At 65.7% G+C, this 19,938-nt stretch carries 16 protein-coding genes; 8 read left to right on the top strand and 8 right to left on the bottom strand.

Annotation, left to right across the window (positions count from 1 at the left end):
- Positions 1–130 precede the first annotated feature (130 nt).
- Genes Aple_RS36230 through Aple_RS36220 form a run of 3 tightly spaced genes read left to right on the top strand, consistent with a single transcriptional unit; the run spans position 131 to position 7,324 of the window.
- Positions 131–1,225, top strand: a complete 1,095-nt coding sequence (locus tag Aple_RS36230; protein WP_155349263.1) for a pPIWI_RE_Y domain-containing protein — start codon at positions 131–133, stop codon at positions 1,223–1,225.
- Complete coding sequence (locus Aple_RS36225) at positions 1,218–4,643, top strand: pPIWI_RE_Z domain-containing protein (protein ID WP_170321837.1); 3,426 nt, start codon at positions 1,218–1,220, stop codon at positions 4,641–4,643. The genes Aple_RS36230 and Aple_RS36225 overlap by 8 nt, the downstream gene beginning before the upstream one ends.
- Complete coding sequence (locus Aple_RS36220) at positions 4,628–7,324, top strand: pPIWI_RE module domain-containing protein (protein ID WP_155349262.1); 2,697 nt, start codon at positions 4,628–4,630, stop codon at positions 7,322–7,324. The genes Aple_RS36225 and Aple_RS36220 overlap by 16 nt, the downstream gene beginning before the upstream one ends.
- Before the next feature lie 168 nt (positions 7,325–7,492).
- Here the strand turns inward: Aple_RS36220 and Aple_RS56740 are convergent, their stop codons facing one another.
- Complete coding sequence (locus Aple_RS56740) at positions 7,493–7,684, bottom strand: transposase (RefSeq protein ID WP_486303366.1); 192 nt, start codon at positions 7,682–7,684, stop codon at positions 7,493–7,495.
- A 128-nt stretch (positions 7,685–7,812) separates the two neighbouring features.
- Here Aple_RS56740 and Aple_RS36215 point away from each other — a divergent pair, with 128 nt between their 5' ends.
- Positions 7,813–8,022, top strand: coding sequence for a type II toxin-antitoxin system VapC family toxin (locus tag Aple_RS36215; RefSeq protein WP_155349261.1), 210 nt, complete (start codon positions 7,813–7,815; stop codon positions 8,020–8,022).
- A 901-nt stretch (positions 8,023–8,923) separates the two neighbouring features.
- Here Aple_RS36215 and Aple_RS36210 read toward each other — a convergent pair.
- The 4 genes from Aple_RS36210 to Aple_RS36190 all read right to left on the bottom strand — a co-directional run bounded on the left by Aple_RS36210 (position 8,924) and on the right by Aple_RS36190 (position 11,362).
- Entirely contained in the window at positions 8,924–9,322 is a 399-nt protein-coding gene (locus Aple_RS36210; protein ID WP_155349260.1) for a hypothetical protein, read from the bottom strand.
- A gap of 255 nt (positions 9,323–9,577) precedes the next feature.
- Positions 9,578–10,522: an immunity 51 family protein gene (locus Aple_RS54940; protein WP_246264994.1), complete on the bottom strand. Its 945-nt coding sequence runs from the start codon at positions 10,520–10,522 to the stop codon at positions 9,578–9,580.
- 78 nt (positions 10,523–10,600) lie between these two features.
- On the bottom strand, positions 10,601–10,765 hold the full coding sequence (locus Aple_RS53765; protein WP_218038675.1) for a hypothetical protein: 165 nt from the start codon (positions 10,763–10,765) through the stop codon (positions 10,601–10,603).
- A gap of 36 nt (positions 10,766–10,801) precedes the next feature.
- Positions 10,802–11,362: a hypothetical protein gene (locus tag Aple_RS36190; RefSeq protein ID WP_155349259.1), complete on the bottom strand. Its 561-nt coding sequence runs from the start codon at positions 11,360–11,362 to the stop codon at positions 10,802–10,804.
- 310 nt (positions 11,363–11,672) lie between these two features.
- Here Aple_RS36190 and Aple_RS36185 point away from each other — a divergent pair, with 310 nt between their 5' ends.
- Together Aple_RS36185 and Aple_RS36180 are read left to right on the top strand one after the other, a co-directional pair.
- Complete coding sequence (locus tag Aple_RS36185; protein ID WP_155349258.1) at positions 11,673–12,281, top strand: TetR/AcrR family transcriptional regulator; 609 nt, start codon at positions 11,673–11,675, stop codon at positions 12,279–12,281.
- Positions 12,282–12,530: 249 nt separating this feature from the next.
- Positions 12,531–12,908 (top strand): VOC family protein, encoded by a 378-nt coding sequence (locus Aple_RS36180; RefSeq protein ID WP_155349257.1) that lies wholly within the window; start codon positions 12,531–12,533, stop codon positions 12,906–12,908.
- A 212-nt stretch (positions 12,909–13,120) separates the two neighbouring features.
- Here Aple_RS36180 and Aple_RS36175 read toward each other — a convergent pair whose 3' ends face one another.
- Positions 13,121–14,113 (bottom strand): cellulose binding domain-containing protein, encoded by a 993-nt coding sequence (locus tag Aple_RS36175; RefSeq protein WP_170321836.1) that lies wholly within the window; start codon positions 14,111–14,113, stop codon positions 13,121–13,123.
- A gap of 351 nt (positions 14,114–14,464) precedes the next feature.
- Here Aple_RS36175 and Aple_RS36170 point away from each other — a divergent pair, with 351 nt between their 5' ends.
- Together Aple_RS36170 and Aple_RS36165 are read left to right on the top strand one after the other, a co-directional pair.
- Positions 14,465–16,120: an FG-GAP-like repeat-containing protein gene (locus Aple_RS36170; protein ID WP_155349255.1), complete on the top strand. Its 1,656-nt coding sequence runs from the start codon at positions 14,465–14,467 to the stop codon at positions 16,118–16,120.
- A 95-nt stretch (positions 16,121–16,215) separates the two neighbouring features.
- Positions 16,216–17,994 (top strand): GH25 family lysozyme, encoded by a 1,779-nt coding sequence (locus tag Aple_RS36165; RefSeq protein ID WP_170321835.1) that lies wholly within the window; start codon positions 16,216–16,218, stop codon positions 17,992–17,994.
- Positions 17,995–18,059: 65 nt separating this feature from the next.
- On the opposite strand, the gene Aple_RS36160 is transcribed toward Aple_RS36165, so the two are convergent.
- Complete coding sequence (locus tag Aple_RS36160; RefSeq protein ID WP_155349253.1) at positions 18,060–18,674, bottom strand: hypothetical protein; 615 nt, start codon at positions 18,672–18,674, stop codon at positions 18,060–18,062.
- Positions 18,661–19,872 carry a globin domain-containing protein gene (locus Aple_RS36155; protein WP_155349252.1) on the bottom strand — a complete coding sequence of 404 codons (1,212 nt, stop codon included), beginning with the start codon at positions 19,870–19,872 and terminating at the stop codon, positions 18,661–18,663. Before Aple_RS36155 ends, Aple_RS36160 begins: the two co-directional genes overlap by 14 nt.
- Positions 19,873–19,938 lie beyond the last annotated feature (66 nt).

Genomic DNA, 19,938 nt, shown 5'->3' with positions numbered 1-19,938 from the left:
GAGCCGTCATCCACAACCACATACGCGACTGGTACACCGACGGCCTGGCCGCCCCGCGCCCGGGGCCGGAATGCGCGGAATGCGAGGTTGCTCGTTGGTGCTCCGCTCGTTCCATGGACGGAGCCGCCCAGTGACCACGCCACTCGACCGAAACCCGCCGGAGTTGCTGTACGCCGTCGCCCGTTCCTTCTTCGAGCTCGTCGGACAGCGCCGGACCGAGTCCTTCAGGCTGCCGTACCCACCCAATGTCCAACTCGCTCTGGACCGGGTTGTCCTCGACTGCCTAAGGCGCGGAGCGCCTCCTCCGGCAAGCGTTCCCGATCTTGTGCGGCGCCTTGTGGTGGGCGACGAGATGGAGTCCCCGCTGGCGTTGCCGGACTGGCTGGTCTCCCCGTCGGCACTTGTCGACGACCTGACCCGGCTGCCGACCAGGACCTGTGCGGAACTCGCCTCGGCAGGTCCGCACGGCGCGGTGGAGCAGGCAGCGGTACGGATTCTGAATGAGATCGCCGATTTCAGCCCGTCGGCTCTGTACTTCAGGACATACCGCGATTTTCTGATCACTAACGTGGCCGTTAGCCCACAGGCGGACCGGAGCCTCATGGCGGACGTTCGCAATTCGCTGGCGTGGCAGCGTCTCAGGGGGCTGTACGAGGAAGTGCCCGCCGCGTACATCACCCGAGAAATGGGCTCCCAGTGGTTCGCCATCTGCCGGGAATGCGGCTTCCCGGCTCTCCCGTTGCCGGATGAGCGCTGGGTATGCGAGAGCGGCTATTGCGGGATCACCGAGACCCCTGTGCGTGCCGACCGGAACGGTACACGTCTCTTGCCGACGTCGCTGAGACTCTTCCTGGCCCTTCCCGGGAGCGCTGAGCAAGGCATCCTGCGCCGCCTCTCCAAAGTCGGCGTCTCGGTAACGTTGGCGCCCAGCGGACTGGGCGTGTGGCATTTCACGCATCCCGAGGGAAGGCCGGGCGTGCTACGCGTCTATGACCGCGAGCAGCCCGCGCTTCTGGCGGCCTGTCTCACCGCTGACCTCCCTCGTACCGGTGAACACCGGATCGCGGTCATCCCGGATCGAGTCATCGCTCGCCAACCCGACTTTCTCAAACTGCTCGCCTCCCATCTGCCCGAGGACCAGGAGCTGCTCCTGTCATCCGAGGCGGATCTGGGCGACGTCATCGGCCTTTCCCGGCAGTGGCAGGAAGGAAAAGGGCATGCGTAGCGTCTCCACCGTTCTGGAGAAGGTCCTGCTCGAACTGGGCTCTTCATCAGTGGCCGAGGGCCTCAAGCATGGCCAGTTGAAGGCGTTGTGCGAGGTCGAGATCGGACTGTTCCTCCAGCAGCGGTTCATGGAATCCGCCCCAGCCGTCGAGGCGTGGGCTCTGTTCAGCGGCTATCCGTTCGCGAAGGCATGGGGTGCCGTCACCTCGCCGCAGGAGGAACAGACCCTCCGCATCGCCCGGTACACGCTGTGGGGCTTCCGGCGAAGAGAGGCCTGGCTGGACGCCTTGGAGCAATACCAGAAGCACGATTCCCTGCTCCGCGGATACGACGTGCCCGACGCGAGCCGCCCGGCCCGTCGGTGTGCGCCCTGGCTCGCCTCACACCGCTGGCGCCGCTACGCCGAACTGCTCGCGTCGGCGCCACCATTCGAGGGCGACCCGCTGACGGTGGCCGAAGAAGGCAGGCATTCATTTCAACTGGGCCGGGACAGAGCAGGCGTCACACTGCCAAAGATCACCGGCCTGGGCCTTCCCCTCGGTCATGATCTGGCTCTCCCCCGCCGGGGAGAAGGCTTTCTGACGCTGCGATGGGATGCCCTCGAACGGACCGCGGTGGAAATGGACGCCATCCGCTACGGCGACTGGGAAGGGCGGCTGTCGAGAATTCGTCTGTTCACCTCACGCGGACGAGGTTTCTCCCGCGACAGCGAATTCACGATCGCCGGGATTCTGAACATGCTCGGTATCGTCGGGGTCGGGAAGAGCACGATACGTGACATTCTGACCGTCCACCTGGTCAAGCAACTGGATCTTCGGGTAACGGTCGTGGTCGGCGACGTGGCTGAACTTCTCAAGCTGATCGAGTCCTACAACACGTACGCGAGAGACTCCGCCGTACCGGTGATCGGCGTATCCAGCCGTGAACTGCACGCCCAGCGGCTCCACCGCCGGCAGTCCGGCCGTGTCAGTCCAAATCTTCTCGCCCACGATGACCCGGCTTTCGACCATCTGAGCACCTCATGTGTGATCAACGCGCTGCGCTGGGTGGAGGACCCCCAAGGGGCAGTTCTTCCCTATGGCGAAGCTCCCTGCACCCACTTGCGTGCGGACAAGGGAGGGCGACGGGTGTGTCCATTCTGGGCGGCCTGTCCGCGTCATCAGGATGAGCAACATCTCGTCAGAGCCCCCATCTGGGTCGCCACGCCGCAGAGTCTGATCAGCGCCTCTGTTCCCTGGGCGCAGAACGCGGAGCGAATTCGCTACCTGGAACTCGCCTGCAGGCGGAGCGATCTGATCATCATCGATGAGGCCGATCGCGTCCAGATGCAGATGGATCAGCTGTTCGCTCCCGCCGTACCACTCGAAGGAAGCGCGCACGGAGGATCGTTCCTGTTCAACGTGAACCAGCGCAAGCTGAGCGAGTTGGCGGAAGGCCGGCAGGAACAGCTCTCCAGCCGCGATGTGGAGACTTGGTCGGCGGCCGTCAACACCGTCACCGCGGCAACCAATCGGCTCTATGCGATGCTCGTCAACGATCCGGCACTTCGCGGCTGGGTGAGAGGCCGGTACTTCAACTCCTGGACCCTGCAGCTCCGGCTGATTGAGGAGCGTTACCCGCCTCCCGCCGAGGGTGTGACCACAGACCCCGACAAACGGAACCGCCGGAAGCTGACCGAGGTGCTGGACGAGTTCCGGGACAACCCGTTCGGCGACAAGAAACAGCCACGCGGGGAGCCCGCAGGACTGGTTCGCCTGGTCGGGGAACTCCTGCACACCGAGTTCCCGGCGAGAACGCGCGAGCGCCTCATCGAACGCATGGTGCGCCTGTTCCAACTAGCGCCAATAGTAAAAGCCAAGCGAGTCGCCTATGAGCAGGAACGTGACACCAAGAGCCAGAAAGGCACGAAAAACAAGAAGAACGTACCCCCGTCTCCTGACGACTGGCTGGAGGATGTCGCGCGCCGCTTCGAGTTCACGCTCCTGCTTTCGGCCCTGGAACCAAAGCTGACGCTGATGAACGTTCTCTGGCCCAGGGTCGAGGCGATTCTCAGGCTCGGTTTCAACCAGATGTACGGGATCCCCCGCGACTACGCGCCAATGGTTCCGGAATCACCCATGGGTAACGTGCTCGGGTTTCAGTTCCTCGTGGACGGCCCAGACAAGGGCGGCGTCCGCAGCGGCGAGCTCCGTTATTTCCGGTGCAGTGGCGTGGGGAGAGAACTCCTGCGCGCGATGCCCGAGCTGCCAACGGTGGACGGCCGACCTGGCACCAACGTTCTCCTGTTGTCCGGGACCAGTTGGGCCGGAGAGTCCAGTCGATACCACATCGCGGTTCCCGTTGGCGCCATCCTCAAGCCGCATTCCGGGGTCACGGCGACCATAGGCGAAAAGAGCGAGTTCCGGATGGAGTTCCTTTTTGGCCGGAACGGTCCGCTCACCGTCTCGGGTGCGAAGGAAGAGCAACGTCCCGAGATCCTCAAGCAGATGGCCACGGAACTCGGCGCGGACAACGAGGAAGGAGAAGGCAGCAAGCTACTCACGGAACTGGCCAGCCTGGAGGAGGAGCGCAGGCACATCATGCTCCTGGTCGGCAGCTACGCCGAGGCGACATTGGTCGCCGACACGCTGCACGCCATCCCCGCCTGGAAGGGACGGGTCATCCGTCTGGCTGCTGACGATGACGAACTCGACTCAGGTGGGGTTGACGCCGATGGAGATGAGTATCGCGCCCGGGTGCTCCGCCGGGGCGATATCGACACCCTGGCCAGAATCCCCGGGGAGATCCTCGTAGCCCCGCTGCTCGCGGTCGAGCGCGGGCACAACATCCTCAACGAGAAGATGGAGGCGGCCATCGGCTCCGTCTACTTCCTGGCCCGTCCCAATCCTCGCCCCGATGACCTGAGCCTCGCCATCCATGCGATCAACGACTGGGTGGTCCGCGCCATGGAGAGCGGCGATTTCTCCGCCTGGGTCAGGGGCGAAAACAGCCTCGACAACGGTGCCCTCAAGGCTCGTGGCGAAGGCCGATCACACTGGTACCGGTTGCTGGCTAGAAGCCTCGCCTGGAGCAGGCTCGGCGACGACCGCGTCAGCGTCACCTGGGACATGCTCGTCCTCATCTGGCAGGTGATAGGGCGTCTGCTCCGGGGCGGCGTACCCGCTCGTGTGGTCTTCGTCGACGCCGCCTTCGCACCCAATACCGCGGCCCGCTCCGCCATTCCGGACACCCCTGAGACCAGCCTGCTGCACAGCATGCGCGAAGTACTTGAGCCGTACTTCCTGAAACCGGATGAGGAAACCGACGTATCGCCGCACGACAGGGAGATCGTTCAAGCCCTGTTCCGGCCTCTGAAGACCGGTCTGGATCGCTGCCTGAGCCACGCCAAGGAAGGAACCACATCATGCCCCACTCCCTGATCCGCAGCTCCGCCTACGAGCCCGATCCAGCTCACAGCCCGTGGGTGGAGACACATCAGATGCTCCGTTTCGGCGACACTTGGCAGAACGAACTCCTGCGTCTCTACCGCCGCCGGTGGCCGGCAGCTCCGAGTCTGCCCGTGCGTGGCCTGAACAGACTCGCCCAGGCCATCGTGCCCGGTCTGATCGCCACCGGCAGGCGTGGCGGACCGGTCGCGACCTCCGACATGCCCTGGTTCTACGCTCGTCACCAAATCCCGACCGACGTGGCCATGGCCCTCTTCCTCGCCTGGGTGCCGACGCTGGCTCCCGAACAGGGAGCCGAGGACGAATTGGAACGTGTGCTCAATGCCGTGGAGGCAAATCCGCTTGTCTGGTCCACCGAGCCAGTGGACCTGCTGGAGAGCCACCTTTCCCCAGGCGGAACAGTTGAACCCGAAAGGCGTCTCTACGCTCTACTGACCGAATGGCTGGCGGCGCGGCTCGCGAAACGCCCGTACCGAACCACAGGTGGTGAGCTGCGCTTCCGGGTCGTGAGCCAGAGTCAGGGCACCGAACTTGTTTCCTGGCCGCCGCAACGGTACATGTCGCAAGGGCGTACCTGGTATTACTCAGCAGTTGTTACGATAACCGTTCAGACGGTGCCTTTCGCCGGCAGCTTCCGGGTTCACGCCTCCAGCCACATCAGGCGATGGGCGACGACCGACGGCGTACGCCCCCGGCGGAGGCGTGGCGCGACGGTTCTCTTCGACGTCCCTGTGCCCTGGCCCGATCTGGTGACGCAGAGATCACGGCTGGTCCCCAACGCGATGGGGTACAGCTCGATACTGAAGCGGCTCGCCTGGCGGAATGAAGGGCCGGCAGGGCTTCTCAAGAGCCTCGACCTCGTCCGTTCCTATCCTGAGCCCGCTGAACTCGCCGCGCACCCGGAGCGCTATCTGCTGGGGCATGAGGGTCTCGCGGCAGGAATCGTATTCAGTTACGGGATGGGCCCGCACCAAGTGGCCACCGGTCTGATGCCCGGAGAACGCGCCGAACTGGATGCCTGGGTCGAGGAAGGGCTCGCTCCATACTTCCGACGGGTTCCGGATCTGGTCCGTGTCCACCGCTCCTCGAAACCGGCGCTTCTCCCCGAGCTCCGCTCCGGAGATCTGCGCCAGAATCCGCAGAAGTACGCACAGAACCTGCGGGAGCGGATTCACGCGCGCCGGGCGGCGCTGCGTGCGACCTTCCGCGGCGCACCTCTGGAGATTGAGATCTTCTGGCAGCAGGAGAAGACGAGGGATCACCTGGTTGGGGAGATCCGCGAGTCGCTCGGCCTTCCCTCCGACGAGACTACGCCTGGAGACCATGATCGAAGTTGGCGGATCGGAGGGCTCGATGTCCGGCTCCGCAGCAGGGAACTGCGCGAACTGGGCGCGCCTCTCGAACTTCGCGAGGGCAATCGTCGTGAGGCGCTGCGGCAGGCTGTTCTGACACGCCGCGAAGAGATCTTCGCACGCCTTGGCATCACCGGCCAGAACAAGCTGCCAACTGTTCCCCGCCTGGCTTTCGTGGAGATTGGTAAGCGGGAGCTCTTCCCCTCGGCGGATGCGGATCCGAAGCACGCGCTGCGCTTCGGCTTCGCCCATGCGGGCCGACTGACCCAGTTCATCCAGGACGCCGACCATGCCGAAGCTCCACTGGAGATCCGCGCCAAGTCAGCTGTCCTAGATGCGTTCCGGCAGTTGGGAGCCGACACGCTCCCGCTGCATCGGGGTATCGCCGACGTTCCCGAAGACCTCCAGTACGTCGGGCTGTGGATGGTTCGCAGGAACGTTACAGGGCCGACGAAACAGGCCGCGCGTCGGCTCATCGCCGTCCGCCTTCGGCCGGGTGCGGCAGAGTGGCCGGTGTGCGGCTGGGATGAGAACAAATGCGAGTGGATTACCTACCCTCAACTCCTGCTGACCCTGGCCAGGGAGACGGAACCGGACGAGATCGGATGGGAACCGCCTTCCGAGGACGAGATGTTCGTCGACGAACAACTCGCCGGAGCGATACGGCGGCGGGTCCGTACCCTGCTCTACGAGGTGCGTGACCAGCCCACCCTCCTGATGGTGAACTCCGGGAATCTCCGCAAGGCTTGGCCGTCGCTTGCCAATGGCAGGCTGGTCAAAGACACACTGCAATTCGGCAGGGACCGGCGTCAGCGGATCGCTGCGTATGGACCTGATCTCCGTCTCGTGCTCATCCGGGATCGGAACAGCCGCGAGGAAACGGCCCAGTGGTTCGCGATCGGGCAGGGCGAACCTGGATTCGCGTCTGGTCTCTGGGGACCGGAGAACGCCGAGCCGGACAATCGGGTATTCACGAGCACTACGGACGTGCCACCCATTGTCAGATCGCTGAGGCGGGGGATGCGCAAGCTCATCCCGGACCCCCAGTGGCCCGACGCTGTCGGCAAGAAGGCGTGGAATCCTCAGGCGCTGGAGTTGGCCGTAGTCGGATGTCGGTCGCCGGAGGTGCTCCGCGAGGCGGGACTCGACAATGTCACCCCCGATGACCCGGCAACCTGGGCCGCGATTGTCCATCAGTCGCGGTTCCACGATGACCATCAGCCGCTGTCGCACCCCCTCGCCCAGCATTTGGCCGCGCTGGCTGAGGAGTATGTCCTGTCCTCGTGGGAGGCATCCGACTAGGAGTGTCCTGAAGATCTTGGTGGGTGGGTCGGCATGAGTCGGCCCGTCCGCCGACCACGGGGTGGTGGGCGTGAGTGTCCAGGTGTTGCTGATGTAGATGAGTCCCAGGTTGACCAGGCGGCGAAGGTTGAGAGCGGCGGCGCGATGGTGGAGCCAGCGGTCGTTGGCTTAGGTGCCGCGGTAGGGCAGACGGCGGTTGCTGCGGGCGACCAGCCAGGCCACAGCGCGTTCGACCATGGGCCGCCAGCGCCGGTAGTCGTCCTGACAGACGGGGTCGGTGGCGGCTTGGCGGCGGGCGGCGGCCTGCAGATCGTCGTGAGGGCGACGGTGGGGATGCGTCCGGTCTTGGCGGTGGTGCAGCGATCATGGAGGGGACATGCGGCGCATAAGCCGTGAAGGTTGCGCGGCGTTGCTGGTAGCGGCCTGCCGGGGCGGCGAGTGGGACGGTGTGCCCGGCGGGACAGGTGACCGTGCCGGCGCCTGTGTCGATGCTGAAGTCGTCTAACAAGCGGGAGGCAAGGGCGTACCTGGCCATCCATAAGACGCTCAAGAGCGGCGGGACAAGCATCGACCCGCCCGACGCCCTGATCGGCGCGACCGCCGTGGCCAACAACTGGACACTGGCCACCCGCAACACCAAGCACCTGGCCCGAACGGGTGCCCGCGTGGAGAGTCCACGGGAGGAGCGTTCGGCGTAGAAATTTGGGTCGAGGGCGCGTATTGGAGGCCCGACAAAGCCTGGTGGGGTAGCCGATGGTTGCTCGGTGGTTGCTCGCCTGTACGCGGTACGGCACGTCAGACACCGTCACGCGCCGGTACGGCATAGGGACAACAGCGGGAAGAGCAATACGATTCGGTACGGCGCGGCACTGGATGACACCCCGGCTACCAACTTTTAATCCGTAGGTTCAGGGTTCGAATTCCTGGCGCCCCACCACCTTTGACCCCATTTGACCTGCGATTCCTCCCGATTTGGGGCCTCGACGTCGAGGCGAAATCACGAGCGGTTGCTCGTTGGCTGCTCATAGGCACGGTCTGGGCACCGCCATGATCGCTAAGGGCCTCCCGCACCAAGTCAGACCCACCCAACGACCATGGGAACACCCGGAAAGCGGCCTCGATGGAACTCGCCGCCTCCTGGACGGCCTCAGGCTGAGTGACCAGATCGGCGACTCCAATCGAAATCAGCGGTCGCTGGTAGACCCGGACCCCGTCAACGCTCCCGGCCATTGCCGCACCGATCAGCAGCGGGGTCTGGGCGTCCCATGCGGAGAACGACAACTGTGCGGTCCCGATCTGTGCCCCATGGCTCGCGCCCTGGTCAACCCTCAACCCCGGCGTCTACCCCGACCCCGGCTACGCCGCCATCGCTGACCTGCTGATCACCTTCGAAGGCTCGGGGAGCTCCTACCGTGCGCTGGGAGCGCCATCCTGGGCGCGGCTGCTTCCCGAAAGTTCTGCCATCTGGTGTACGGCGGTGCCCCAGCTGGGCCTGCCGTTTCGTGCAACGCGGCACGACCCGACTGGCCTGAACGACCTATGTCACCAACTGCGCCTGCCTCAACCCGTGGCAGGACCTGCCCGCATACTACGAACGCCTCATCCCCCCGCCGGCAATTCCGGCAGCGACACCATGATGCAGTTTATTCTATCTTCTTCTGTGATATCGATCAGGACTCCCGAACCGAGGATACGCAGCCATATTTGTGAATCGGTGTACGGGGTGCATTCTTCCAGGGTCTCGCCCCGGTCCAGGAGCAGCCTGGTGAATTCGGTTCCTGATGGGGTGCGACCCGATTCCCCCATGGCCAGCCGGGCGACTGGATAGGGCGGCTCCACCGCTATGTAGAAGAGAATGTCCGCAGTCGTGAAACAGAACTCCACGTCGCCGGCAAGGCATACATATGGGTCGGGCCCTCGCTGCTCCTGGCACCAGTCGAACTCCCCGACGTGTGCCAGGACTTCGACTTTCGGCACGCCTGGGACAATGGTGCCCATGCGGCCGCTGCTCGCGAGATCCAAGAGGGCGTTCTGGAATCTCTCGCCGGAAGATGTCAAATCAGCGCCTTGATTAGATTTTCCAAGCCAGTAGCCGGAGACCGCTTGATGGCGTTTCAGCTCCTTGAGCGCCCGCTCGGAGGCGTTATTGGCGCTGGCTGGAAGGTGCGCCTGAGCGACTCCGTGTTGCGAGAACCGCTGCCCTGAACGCGACGGCCGGGTCGTGCCGCCGGACCGAAGACCGGTGCCCAGTTGCTACCCGCCATGAACGCCGTCGTCGAACTCGAAGCCGCTGGCCTCAGCCGAGGCGATGAGCTTCCGCATGCGATCGCCGTCCGCGGCGACGGCGCCCATCAGCGCGGCCAGCTCTTGGAGCGCAGCTCGGTCCTCGCCGTAGGCGCAGAACATGCCACCTTCCGGGTCATACGAGAATCGCCCCTCAAGCGCCGGGGCCTCCATGCCCACCAGGAACTGCGCGACACCTTCCCAGAAGTACCCGTTCGGCTCGTGACCGAGCTGCTCAACGAGCGCATCTACCTGCGTCGTCCCCGCGTCCAGTAACAATGAGAACTTCCCGGGCGTGGTTTCGATCAACCTCATCGGCGAAGCGTGGCGCCCCGGAAGCGAAGTGGCAAGGTAGGCCGCGCCGCGCGGAGAGATCCGGTAGCCGGTCTCGAGGCTGATGGTGAGCCCCAGATTCTTGAGTTTCCGGACGTTCACTTTGAATTGAGGGGTGTCGAGGCCCAGTTCGGCGGCCAGGTCACCGGCCCGTACCGCGGGCCGGCGGCTGATGATCTCCAGGGTCGCCTCGGTCCACGGGCCGGTCTTGCTCGCCCGGTCCAGCCGGGCGAGCCTGGCCGCGACGGCCTCCAGTTCCTCCGCGGCGAGGTCGCCGGTAGTGGCCAGTTCGTCGCGTGGATCCGGCTCGTCGACGAACCTGATGCGGAGCCGGTAGACGTGGTCGCCAGAGCGCCCGCGAAGATCGTCGATGACGGCGGCGGCCGACGGATATCCGGCCGCCGCCGCGTCGGCGTCAGTGATCTGCTCCGGGGTCACGACGTCGACCGCCTCGACCGCCACCCGTCCCAGCGCGGTGCGGTACACGTTCCCCGCACTCGCCTGACGCTGCCGCCAGCGGCGGAACAGGAGGGTGATGGCACCGCTGCGAATGCCGTCGTGCCGTTCCTTCTCGATCAGCATGACGGGAAGGCTACTTCCCGGCACTTTCATCCCCGGCCGGATGCCACCGGTTCCAGCAACCTGTCCGGATTGGTCGGCTCAGTCGTCCGGCGACTTCTCAAACCACCAGCCGGTGTCCCCGAGCTCCTCACTCACGTCCCGGTCGCGGACCAGAAATCGCATTGCGGTCGCACGGTCGCCCAAGTCGATGAGGAGGTTATGGGCCTGCTGGGCTACCCAGGCGCCGTCAGGATTGGCGGTCACCCCAAGACGACGACGTCGTAAGTGTTGCTGTCCATGTCAGTTTCCCTTCGCGGCGCGGCCGAGACGGAAGGCCGAGATGAGGAAGAAGATGCCGCCGGGGATGGCGTAGCCGGCCGCGTTGGTCAGCGTCGGGCTGGCTGCGGAGGCGCCGACGATGAAGAACGCACCGGCGAGTACGGAGATGCCGCCGCTGATGATCATCGGCCATTGGCCGCCCATCTTGCGGCGGATGACGCCCACGATCAGCTGGACCAGGCCGGCCGCGACCGCCCAGGCACCCCACACGCGCAGCACAGCCGGGATACCGGACGCGCAGGCGATGGCCACGCCGATGGCGGTGATCAGGCTGACCGCGATGTTCACGTACAGCAGGGAAGGTGATCCGGTGGTGCGCGAGGCGCGGGCGTCGATGATGGCGGCGGCCACGTCGAACAGCGGGTAGAGCACGAGCAGAGTGACCGCGAGCGGACCCAGGTTCGAGGCGGTCGTGAACATCGCGAGGGCCCAGACGATGGCGAACGCGAACCGGACGAAGTACAGCCGCCGCAGTGCGAACGCGGTCCCGGAGATACCGGGCGAAGCAGCGATAGTGCTCATGATGATCCTCTCGGTGGATGAGCGATGTGGAGAGCGGTTCAGCGCGGCCCGCGGTCGGCCTTCTCGAGGTGGGCGACCAGCGATGGCCTGGTCCTGCCTGCTGACCAGGTACCAGGACGGGATGGTCTGCCAGGCCGCCGCCTCGCTCGTGCCGGTGGAGGCGCTCCCGGCGGATGGCGGTGCGCGACGGCCCAGGTCGCGGCAGCCACTGGTGCGTACGACGCCAGACCGAACGTTCTGTCTTGGCCCAGCATGGCAACCTGCGGCAGAGACTGTCAAGACCGAACGTTCTATCCACTAGGATGGCCGTATGTCCAGCCAATCCGAAGGCCGGCCGTCACAAGCGCGGTCCCGGCTGCTCAACACGGCCACCCGGCTCTTCTACGCGGAGGGCATCCACGCCGTCGGCATCGATCGCATCGTCGCCGAAGCGCAGGTGACGCGGGCCACCCTCTACCGGCACTTCCCCGGCAAGGAAGACCTTGTCCTCGCCTACCTGAACGAGGTCGACCGAGCCATGCGGGGTCAGGCGGACGAGGCCGTCGCCGCCGGACTACCGGCCACCGACACCATCCGGGCCCTCAGCAAGTCCATCGCCCAAAGCATCCAGTCCCCCGGCTTCCGGGGATGCGCCTTCCTCAACGCCGCCGCCGAGTATCCCGACCCCGAGTCCCCGGTGCACACGGCCGTGCTCGCCCACCGCCAATGGTTCCTGGAAACCGTCACGGAACTGCTGGCCAAGATCCAGGAGACCGGCGCCGAGCCCGCCGCCCGCCACTTCGTGATGATGCGCGACGGCGCCATGGCCGCCGGCTGCCTGTTCGACCCGGTGCTGATCTGCGAGACCTTCTTGCGCGGAGTCGAGAGGCTCCTGCAGGTTTATGCCGCCACCGACTACAGCGGACCGGCGGGCGCCTGAAGCCGCAGGCTTCCACTCAGGAATGAAGCGGTCGAGCCCCTGCCGGCGGTTGCCGGCCGGATCCCACGGCGCGGCGACGGTACCGGCTGGGCCGCCGCCGAAATCGAACGCTCGGCCCATGCGCCGCCGCTCCGGCTAGTACCACCCGGTCTGACGGCCGCTCCTACCATGGAGATGAGGAGGCAAAAGACATCGCGGCCCCTGTCGTATCCCCCCCGCGGTCGGGGACCCTGTGGGAAGGAGATCGACATGTCAGTGCGGTTGAACCACACGATCGTGGCAGCCCGTGACCGCGAGGAGACCGCCGCGTTTCTGGTGGAGATTCTCGGTCTGCCGCCCGCGACGGCCTTCGGGCCGTTCCTCGTCGTCGACCTCGGCAACGAGGTGTCCCTCGACGTCGCCGGGGCCGACGGTCCCGTGCATCCCCAGCACTATGCCTTCCTGGTCACCGAGGAGGAGTTCGACCAGATCTGGGGCCGGATCAAGGACCGCGGACTCACCTTCTGGGCCGACCCGTTCCACCAGCGGCCGGGTCAGATCAACACCAACGACGGCGGTCGCGGCCTGTACTGGTCCGACCCCAACGACCACAACTTGGAGATCATCACTCGCCCGTACGGAGGGTGAGCACGGAATCCACGCGTGATCTTCACGCCGAGTTCCGGAATAGTCAAGGGCGTCCTAAACGCCTGGTCGGCCGCGGCATCCTCGTCGAGACCGAGCCGGGATTGTTCACCCAGCCGTGCCCATAGCCCGAACGGCTCCGACCAGCCGACCTATCCCAACCTACTGGCGAAAGGGGCATCAGCGCTTAAGTCCTACAGGGGGTCAGGAGCCGGTCAGATCACCGTGACGGTGAATATGCTCGGCTGGTGGTTGGGCGCGGAGACGCGAAACTGGGCGGAGTCGTCGACCGTGGCGCCCGGTCCGACGGCCACCCTCACGGTCTGGGAGATGTTCCAGTTGGCCGGGGTGAAGGTCAGGGTCGCGCCCGACTGGATGGCCAGGTCGGGGTCGCCATTGATTCGCACGGCCGTGACAGTAGTGTCGCTCGTCGGAGCCCGTGAGAGGCGGACGGAGAAGAGGGTGGTGCCACCGGGAGCGACGCCCAGCCACGTCGGCATGACAGCGACGAAGGGGCCAGCCGTGGGCACGATCACGCCGACATTGACGACGTTGGAGGCGTAGCTCATGCCGTTGACGTCGATGGCTCTGGCCGACAGGGTGTAGTTGCCCGGCGGGGTGCCTAACCAGGTGAGGACGTACGGCGCGCTGGTGGCGCTGCCGAGCAGCGTCGTGCCCGAGTAGAAGTCGACCCTGGCCGCCCAGTTGGCGGGAGTCGTGGTCGCGGACAGGCGGATGGTCGTGGGTACGGTGAAGGCCTGGCCGTGGACGGGGGAGGTCAGCCGGACCGAACGCGCTGTATTCGCCGTGCAGGGCACGTCGTTGAGCGTGAACAACGTCGGAGGTGCGTTCGTGCCGGTGTAGGTCCCGTAGAAGCCGATGGTGACGCTCTGCCCGGTGCCCAGGGCCGGTGCGACCGATGGGGCGTTCACGGTCACGGCCGGTCCCGACTGAGTCCAGGTGCCGTTCCAGCCCACGGCGACCTGCTGGGTGCCGGGCCAGGTGAAGCGCAGGGTCCACGGGTTCACCGGGTCGCCCAGGTTGGTGATCGTGATGTTGGTGCCGAAACTGCCGCCGCTGTCCCAGGGCGGTGGATACCAGACCGAGCACGCGATGTCCGCGTGTGCGGCGATGGGAGTGATGACCACCCCGGTCGCCGCCAGCAGCGCGGTAACGGTGGACAGCGCCCATGCGCGTAGGGTTCTCATGGCCGCACCTCCGAGCGCGGAAGGGCTCTCAGATTCAGCCTGTTTCGCGCGGATGTACAGCACGACTTGATTCACCGTTGCGCAGACCTGGTGGGACTTCACCTGGGTAGCTGAAACATTCAGCTCGCTGGGCGGTGAATCCCGTAGGCGGCTACGCCGCTCGAAGACACAGCCCCGCTGTGGCACGCCCGTACCGAACGCGACCTCGCCCGCGAATACGACGAGCTCGCCGGCCGCCGAGGCCGCCATGCGCTGAAAACCGCACGCCGCGGATTTTCAGCGAAGTTTCAGCAGCCCCTTCGAACCTTCCGGTGTCAGCACGAAACACCATCCTCCACCGGAAGGATCCCCATGAAACTCCCCCGCATAGGAGCACAGAGTGGCCTGCGATTCGCCCGCCGCCTCAGCGTCGGGCTGGCCACCACGGCTGTCCTGGGATCGGGATTGATCGCCATCACCACGACGCCGGCCGCTGCCGTGTCCCGCGACTCCATCGTCTCGGTCGCGCAAAGCCAGCTGAACAACTCATCGCGCAACCACGAGCAGCCGCTGGGGAGCGGTTGCAACTACTACACCGGCTACTTCCGAACCTGGAAGCCCTCAAGCGGTTGCCCCGCCACCGACGGAGTTCAGTGGCGTGACAGCGACTGGTGCGCCGACTTCTCCAAGTACGTATGGAAGAACGCCGGAGTGCCGTACGCCGATGTGCCCGAGACCAGTGGAGGCGTGCTCACCGGCTGGGCCAGCTCGTTCAAGGACTACGGCACGACGCACGGCACCTGGCACACCCGCGGCAGCGGCTACACACCGCAGCCGGGCGACGCCCTCGTCTTCGACTGGGACCAGAACGGCGTCATCGACCACGTCGGGATCGTCAAGTCGGCGAACAGCAGCACGGTTTACACCATCGAAGGCAACAGCGGCGATCGCGTCAAGGAGAACAGTTACTCCCGCACCAACATCGACATCGTCGGCTACTCCAGCCCCGTGGGTGCGAGTGATACCGACGACCCGGCTCCACGGCCGGTGGTGGATCCGCAGGCAGGGCGGCTGGTGGACTTCGACGGCGACGGCAAGCCAGACTTCCTGGGCTTAGGTGCCAGCGGTGACGACCTGTGGTTCATCCCCAATACCAGTGCCCCCGGCGCCCCCGCACGCGGACAGAGCATCCCCATGAGCACCGGCTGGAAAACCGTCACCAAGTACTGGCTGACCGACTACGACGGCGACGGCAAAACCGACGTACTCGGCCTCAACGGCACCGACCAGATGCTGGCCTGGATCAACACCAGCTCACCCGGCCACCCCTCAGCGAGCGCGGCGGTCAACCTCGGCACCCAGTGGAGCACCCTGTCCAAGATCGTCGTCGCGGACTTCACCGGAGACGGCAAAGTCGACATCGCCGGCGTCGACGCCGGCACCGGCGACCAGTTCTGGGTCGTGCCCAACACCAGCGCCCCCGGCGCCCCCGCACGCGGACAGAGCATGCAAATCAGCACGGGCTGGAAGACCGTCACCCGATTCTGGGTGACCGACTACGACGGCGACGGCAAGACTGACCTGCTCGGCCTCAACGGTACCGACCAGATGTTCGTATGGCGCAATAGGGGCACTGCCGTCCCGTCCTTCGACCAGTACGTCGACCTCGGCACCCAGTGGAGCACCCTGTCCAAGATCGTCATCGCCGACTTCACCGGAGACGGCAAGGTCGACATCGCCGGCGTCGACGCCGGCACCGGCGACCAGTTCTGGGTCGTACCCAACACCAGCACCTTCGGCACCCCCGCACGCGGACAGAGCATGCTCATCTCCACCGGCTGGAAGACCGTGACCACCTTCCTGGTCACCGACTACGACCGCGACGGCAAGACCGACCTGCTCGGCCTCAACGGCACCGATCAGATGCTGGCCTGGCGCAGCAAGGGCACCGCTGTCCCCTCCTTCGAGCCGTACGCCGACCTCGGCACCCAGTGGAGCACCATCAGCCACATCCCCACCGCACAGTAGCCACTTCGACCGCCGGCCGATGACCGCACCGGATGGGTGCGGTCCGGCCGGCGGGTGCGTCCCAGCGCTCGATATCTCTCAACCTTGGAGCAGAAATGTCCGCAATACAGACACGGCCGAGATTGGCTCGCCGGCTCATCGCCGCGGCCGCCGTCGCCGTGGGGCTCGCCGGGGTGCTCGCCCAGCCGGCCAGTGCGTCGTCCGCCAACCCGGACCCGGCCAGGTACCCCATCAAGGGTGTGGACGTCACGGAATACCAGCACCCCGGTGGGGCCTCGGTGAACTGGTCCCAGATCCGGCAGTCCGGAGTGACCTTCGCCACGCTGAAGGCCACCCGCGGCACGAACAAGACCAATCCCTATTTCGGCGGCGATCTCGGCGCCGCCCTGGCGCAGCGCATCGCCACCGCGCCGTACCACTACCTGACCGGCACCAGCTCCAACGCCGTCGCCCAGGCGGACTTCTTCATCAGCACAGTGCGCGCGGCGGGCTACACCGGGCACCGGGCGGGCGAACTGCCGCCGATCCTGGACCTGGAGTGGACCGACGACGGCACCAGTTCCTGCCCGCCGTACACCACCGTGGCTTTCGCGCGGACCTGGCTGGACAGGGTGCAGGCGGCGTTCGGCGTCAAGCCGTGGATCTACACGGCGAATGGGTTCATGACGAGTTGCATGGGGAGCACCACCGCCTTCGGCTCGTACGGCCTGCAGGTGGCCGACTACATCAGCAGCCACACCACGCCCGCCGTTCCGCCCGGCTGGAGCTCCTGGCTCATGTGGCAGTACGCCGACGTCGGCTCCGTCCCCGGAGTCCCGACCACGAATGTCACCAAGAACGTCTTCAACGGCACGCAGGCGTACCTGGACCAGTTGTCCGGCCTTTCCAGGCCGGTGGTGGATCCGCAGGCGGGACGGCTGGTGGACTTCGACGGCGACGGCAAACCGGACTTCCTCGGCCTGGGCGCCAGCGGTGACGACATGTGGTTCATCCCCAACACCAGCTCCCCCGGCACCCCCGCACGCGGACAGAGCATCCCCATCAGCACCGGCTGGAAAACCGTCACCAAGTACTGGCTGACCGACTACGACGGCGACGGCAAGACCGACATTCTCGGCCTCAACGGCACCGACCAGATGCTGGCCTGGATCAACACCAGCTCCCCCGGCCATCCGTCAGCGACGGCGGCAGTCGACCTCGGCACCCAGTGGAGCACCCTGTCCAAGATCGTCATCGCCGACTTCACCGGAGACGGCAAGGTCGACATCGCCGGCGTCGACGCCGCCACCGGCGACCAGTTCTGGGTCGTACCCAACACCAGCGCCCCCGGCGCCCCCGCACGCGGACAGAGCATGCACATCAGCGACGGCTGGAAGACCGTCACCCGATTCTGGGTGACCGACTACGACGGCGACAGCAAGACCGACCTGCTCGGCCTCAACGGCACCGACCAAATGCTGGCCTGGCGCAGCAAGGGCACCGCCGTCCCCTCCTTCTACCCGTACGCCGACCTCGGCACCCAGTGGAGCACCCTATCCAAGATCGTCATCGGCGACTTCACCGCCGACGGCAAAGTCGACATCGCCGGCGTCAACGCCGCCACCGGCGACCAGTTCTGGGTCGTACCCAACACCAGCACCCCCGGCGCCCCCGCACGCGGACAGAGCATCCCCGTCAGCGACGGCTGGAAGACCGTGACCACCTTCCTGGTCGCCGACTACGACCGCGACGGCAAGACCGACCTGCTCGGCCTCAACGGCACCGACCAGATGCTCGCCTGGCGCAGCAAGGGCACCGCTGTCCCGTCCTTCGACCCGTACACCGACCTCGGCACCCAGTGGAGCACCATCAGCCACATCCCCACCGCACAGTAACCAGCCAAGCTCGCTAGGCCGTCCGATCTTCAACCGGACGGCCTATCGGGCTACTCACACGGAACTCAAACTGGTTGGCGATTCGCGCTGAGTTCGATCAGCAGTCCTTGCGAGGAGAACAAGTCATGGTCGAGAAAGCGTCCGGCGACTCTTCCCAAGATGCATAGATACTCCTCCAGCTGTCCTTCCACCGACGTTAGATCGTATTTCAGATCCGACCAGTGAATGCGGTATTCTTCCTCGTCGTAGATGGTGCCCGTGCATACCCCATCATGGGTGTAGAAAAGTTCTTCGATTTCTTCTATGCCGCTGATGCATGAGACGTCGAAAACGCGCTGCCCGCCGAGGCTGAGCGGATCCGAATCTGACATCCAGCCATCTAGATAAACGACCAGAGACCAGCCGGGAGCAAGGCGGGCGATCCAAGCTCGCCATGGTTTTCTGGACCTGGTGCCGTACGATCTCATGGCGGCCTGCAAGTCGCACGCGATTGTCGTCTCCATTGCGACTTGCAGCCGCCGGGCCACCTCATGGACGTTTTCGATGCTGACCCATTGGGCCATGAAGGAGTCATAGAGTCCGTGTTCGAGCAGGATACGCCGCTGATTTTCGGCCGGGAAGACAGGCACGAAGTGCTCACTCCAGATGGGGATGGCGTCGCCGACCTCACCGCGCCGCATCGACTCCCGCTGGGAGGTCGAGGCCCAAGTCGGGGCCGAAGACCTCGTAGTGGATGCGGGAGGCGGGAACGCCGTACTGGAGGAGCTGAGCGCGCACCGAGCGCATGAACGGCACGGGTCCGCAGAGGTAGGCGCGGGTGTCTTCGGGGATTTCGATACCCGACAGGTCGACCAGGCCGGTGCGTACTGCCGGCCATGGCCCTTGGGGGTTTTCGTACCACACGTGGGTGGCCGCCTGGGGGATCTTCTCGGTGAGCAGTCCAAGGTCGGAGCGGAACGCATGGGTGCGCTCCGAGTGGTCGCCGTGAACCACGGTCACCGGCCGGGTGGTGCCGACGGCGGCCAGATGGGCCAGCATGCTGATCATCGGAGTGCAGCCGATGCCCGCCGAGGCGAGCAGCACGGGGCAGTCCTCGTCGTCGAGTACGACGTCGCCGAAGGGCGCGCTCACACTGAGCACGTCGTCCTCACGGATGTTGGCGTGCAGCCAGTTCGACACCTCGCCCTCAGGTGCGCCGGTGACCCGCTTCACCGCGATCCACCGGTCGGTGCCGTCAGGCGCACACGACAGGCTGTACTGCCGGATCTGGCGTGCCCCGTCAGGGAGCTCGACCTGCACCGAGATATACTGGCCGGGCTGGAACGGCGGGATCGGGCCGCGGTCGGCGGGGCGCAGCATGAAGGTTGCCACATCAGAGGTCTCCTCGATACGGCCAACCACCCGCCAGGGCCGCCAGACATCTCCGTCCGCGATCCCCGTCAGCGCGTACAAGCGCGACTCCCGCGCGATCAGTGCGCCGGCCATCAGCCAGTACACCTCGTTCCACGCGGCGGCGACCTCGTCGGTGAGGCTATCGCCGAGCACCTTGGCGATGGCGGCGAACAGGTGCCGGTGGACGATCGTGTACTGCTCCGCGGTGACGCCCAGCGAGGCGTGCTTGTGGGCGATGCGGTCGAGCAACTGGTCGGGACGGTGTTCGGGATAGTCGATCAGCATGGAAGCGAAGGCCGCGATGGAGCCCGCCAGTGCGCGGCTCTGGGTGCCGTTTGCCTGATTGCCCCGGTTGAACAGGTCTCGGAGGAGCTCGGGGTGAGCGCTGAACATCCTCTGGTAGAAGGCGAGGGTGATCTGGTCGATCGTCTCGGCGATGATCGGCAGGGTGGCGCGGACGACGCCGGCGGACTGCTCAGACAGCATTGTATCTCCCAAATATGCAAATCAGATTCGTATTTTTGGCCGCAAACCCCCAGCTGACGTGGGTCA

The organism is Acrocarpospora pleiomorpha (assembly GCF_009687885.1).
GTDB classification, from domain to species: Bacteria; Actinomycetota; Actinomycetes; order Streptosporangiales; family Streptosporangiaceae; genus Acrocarpospora; species Acrocarpospora pleiomorpha.
Note: the sequence above shows the minus strand (reverse complement) of the source record. Positions and strands in the feature narration are given on the sequence as shown.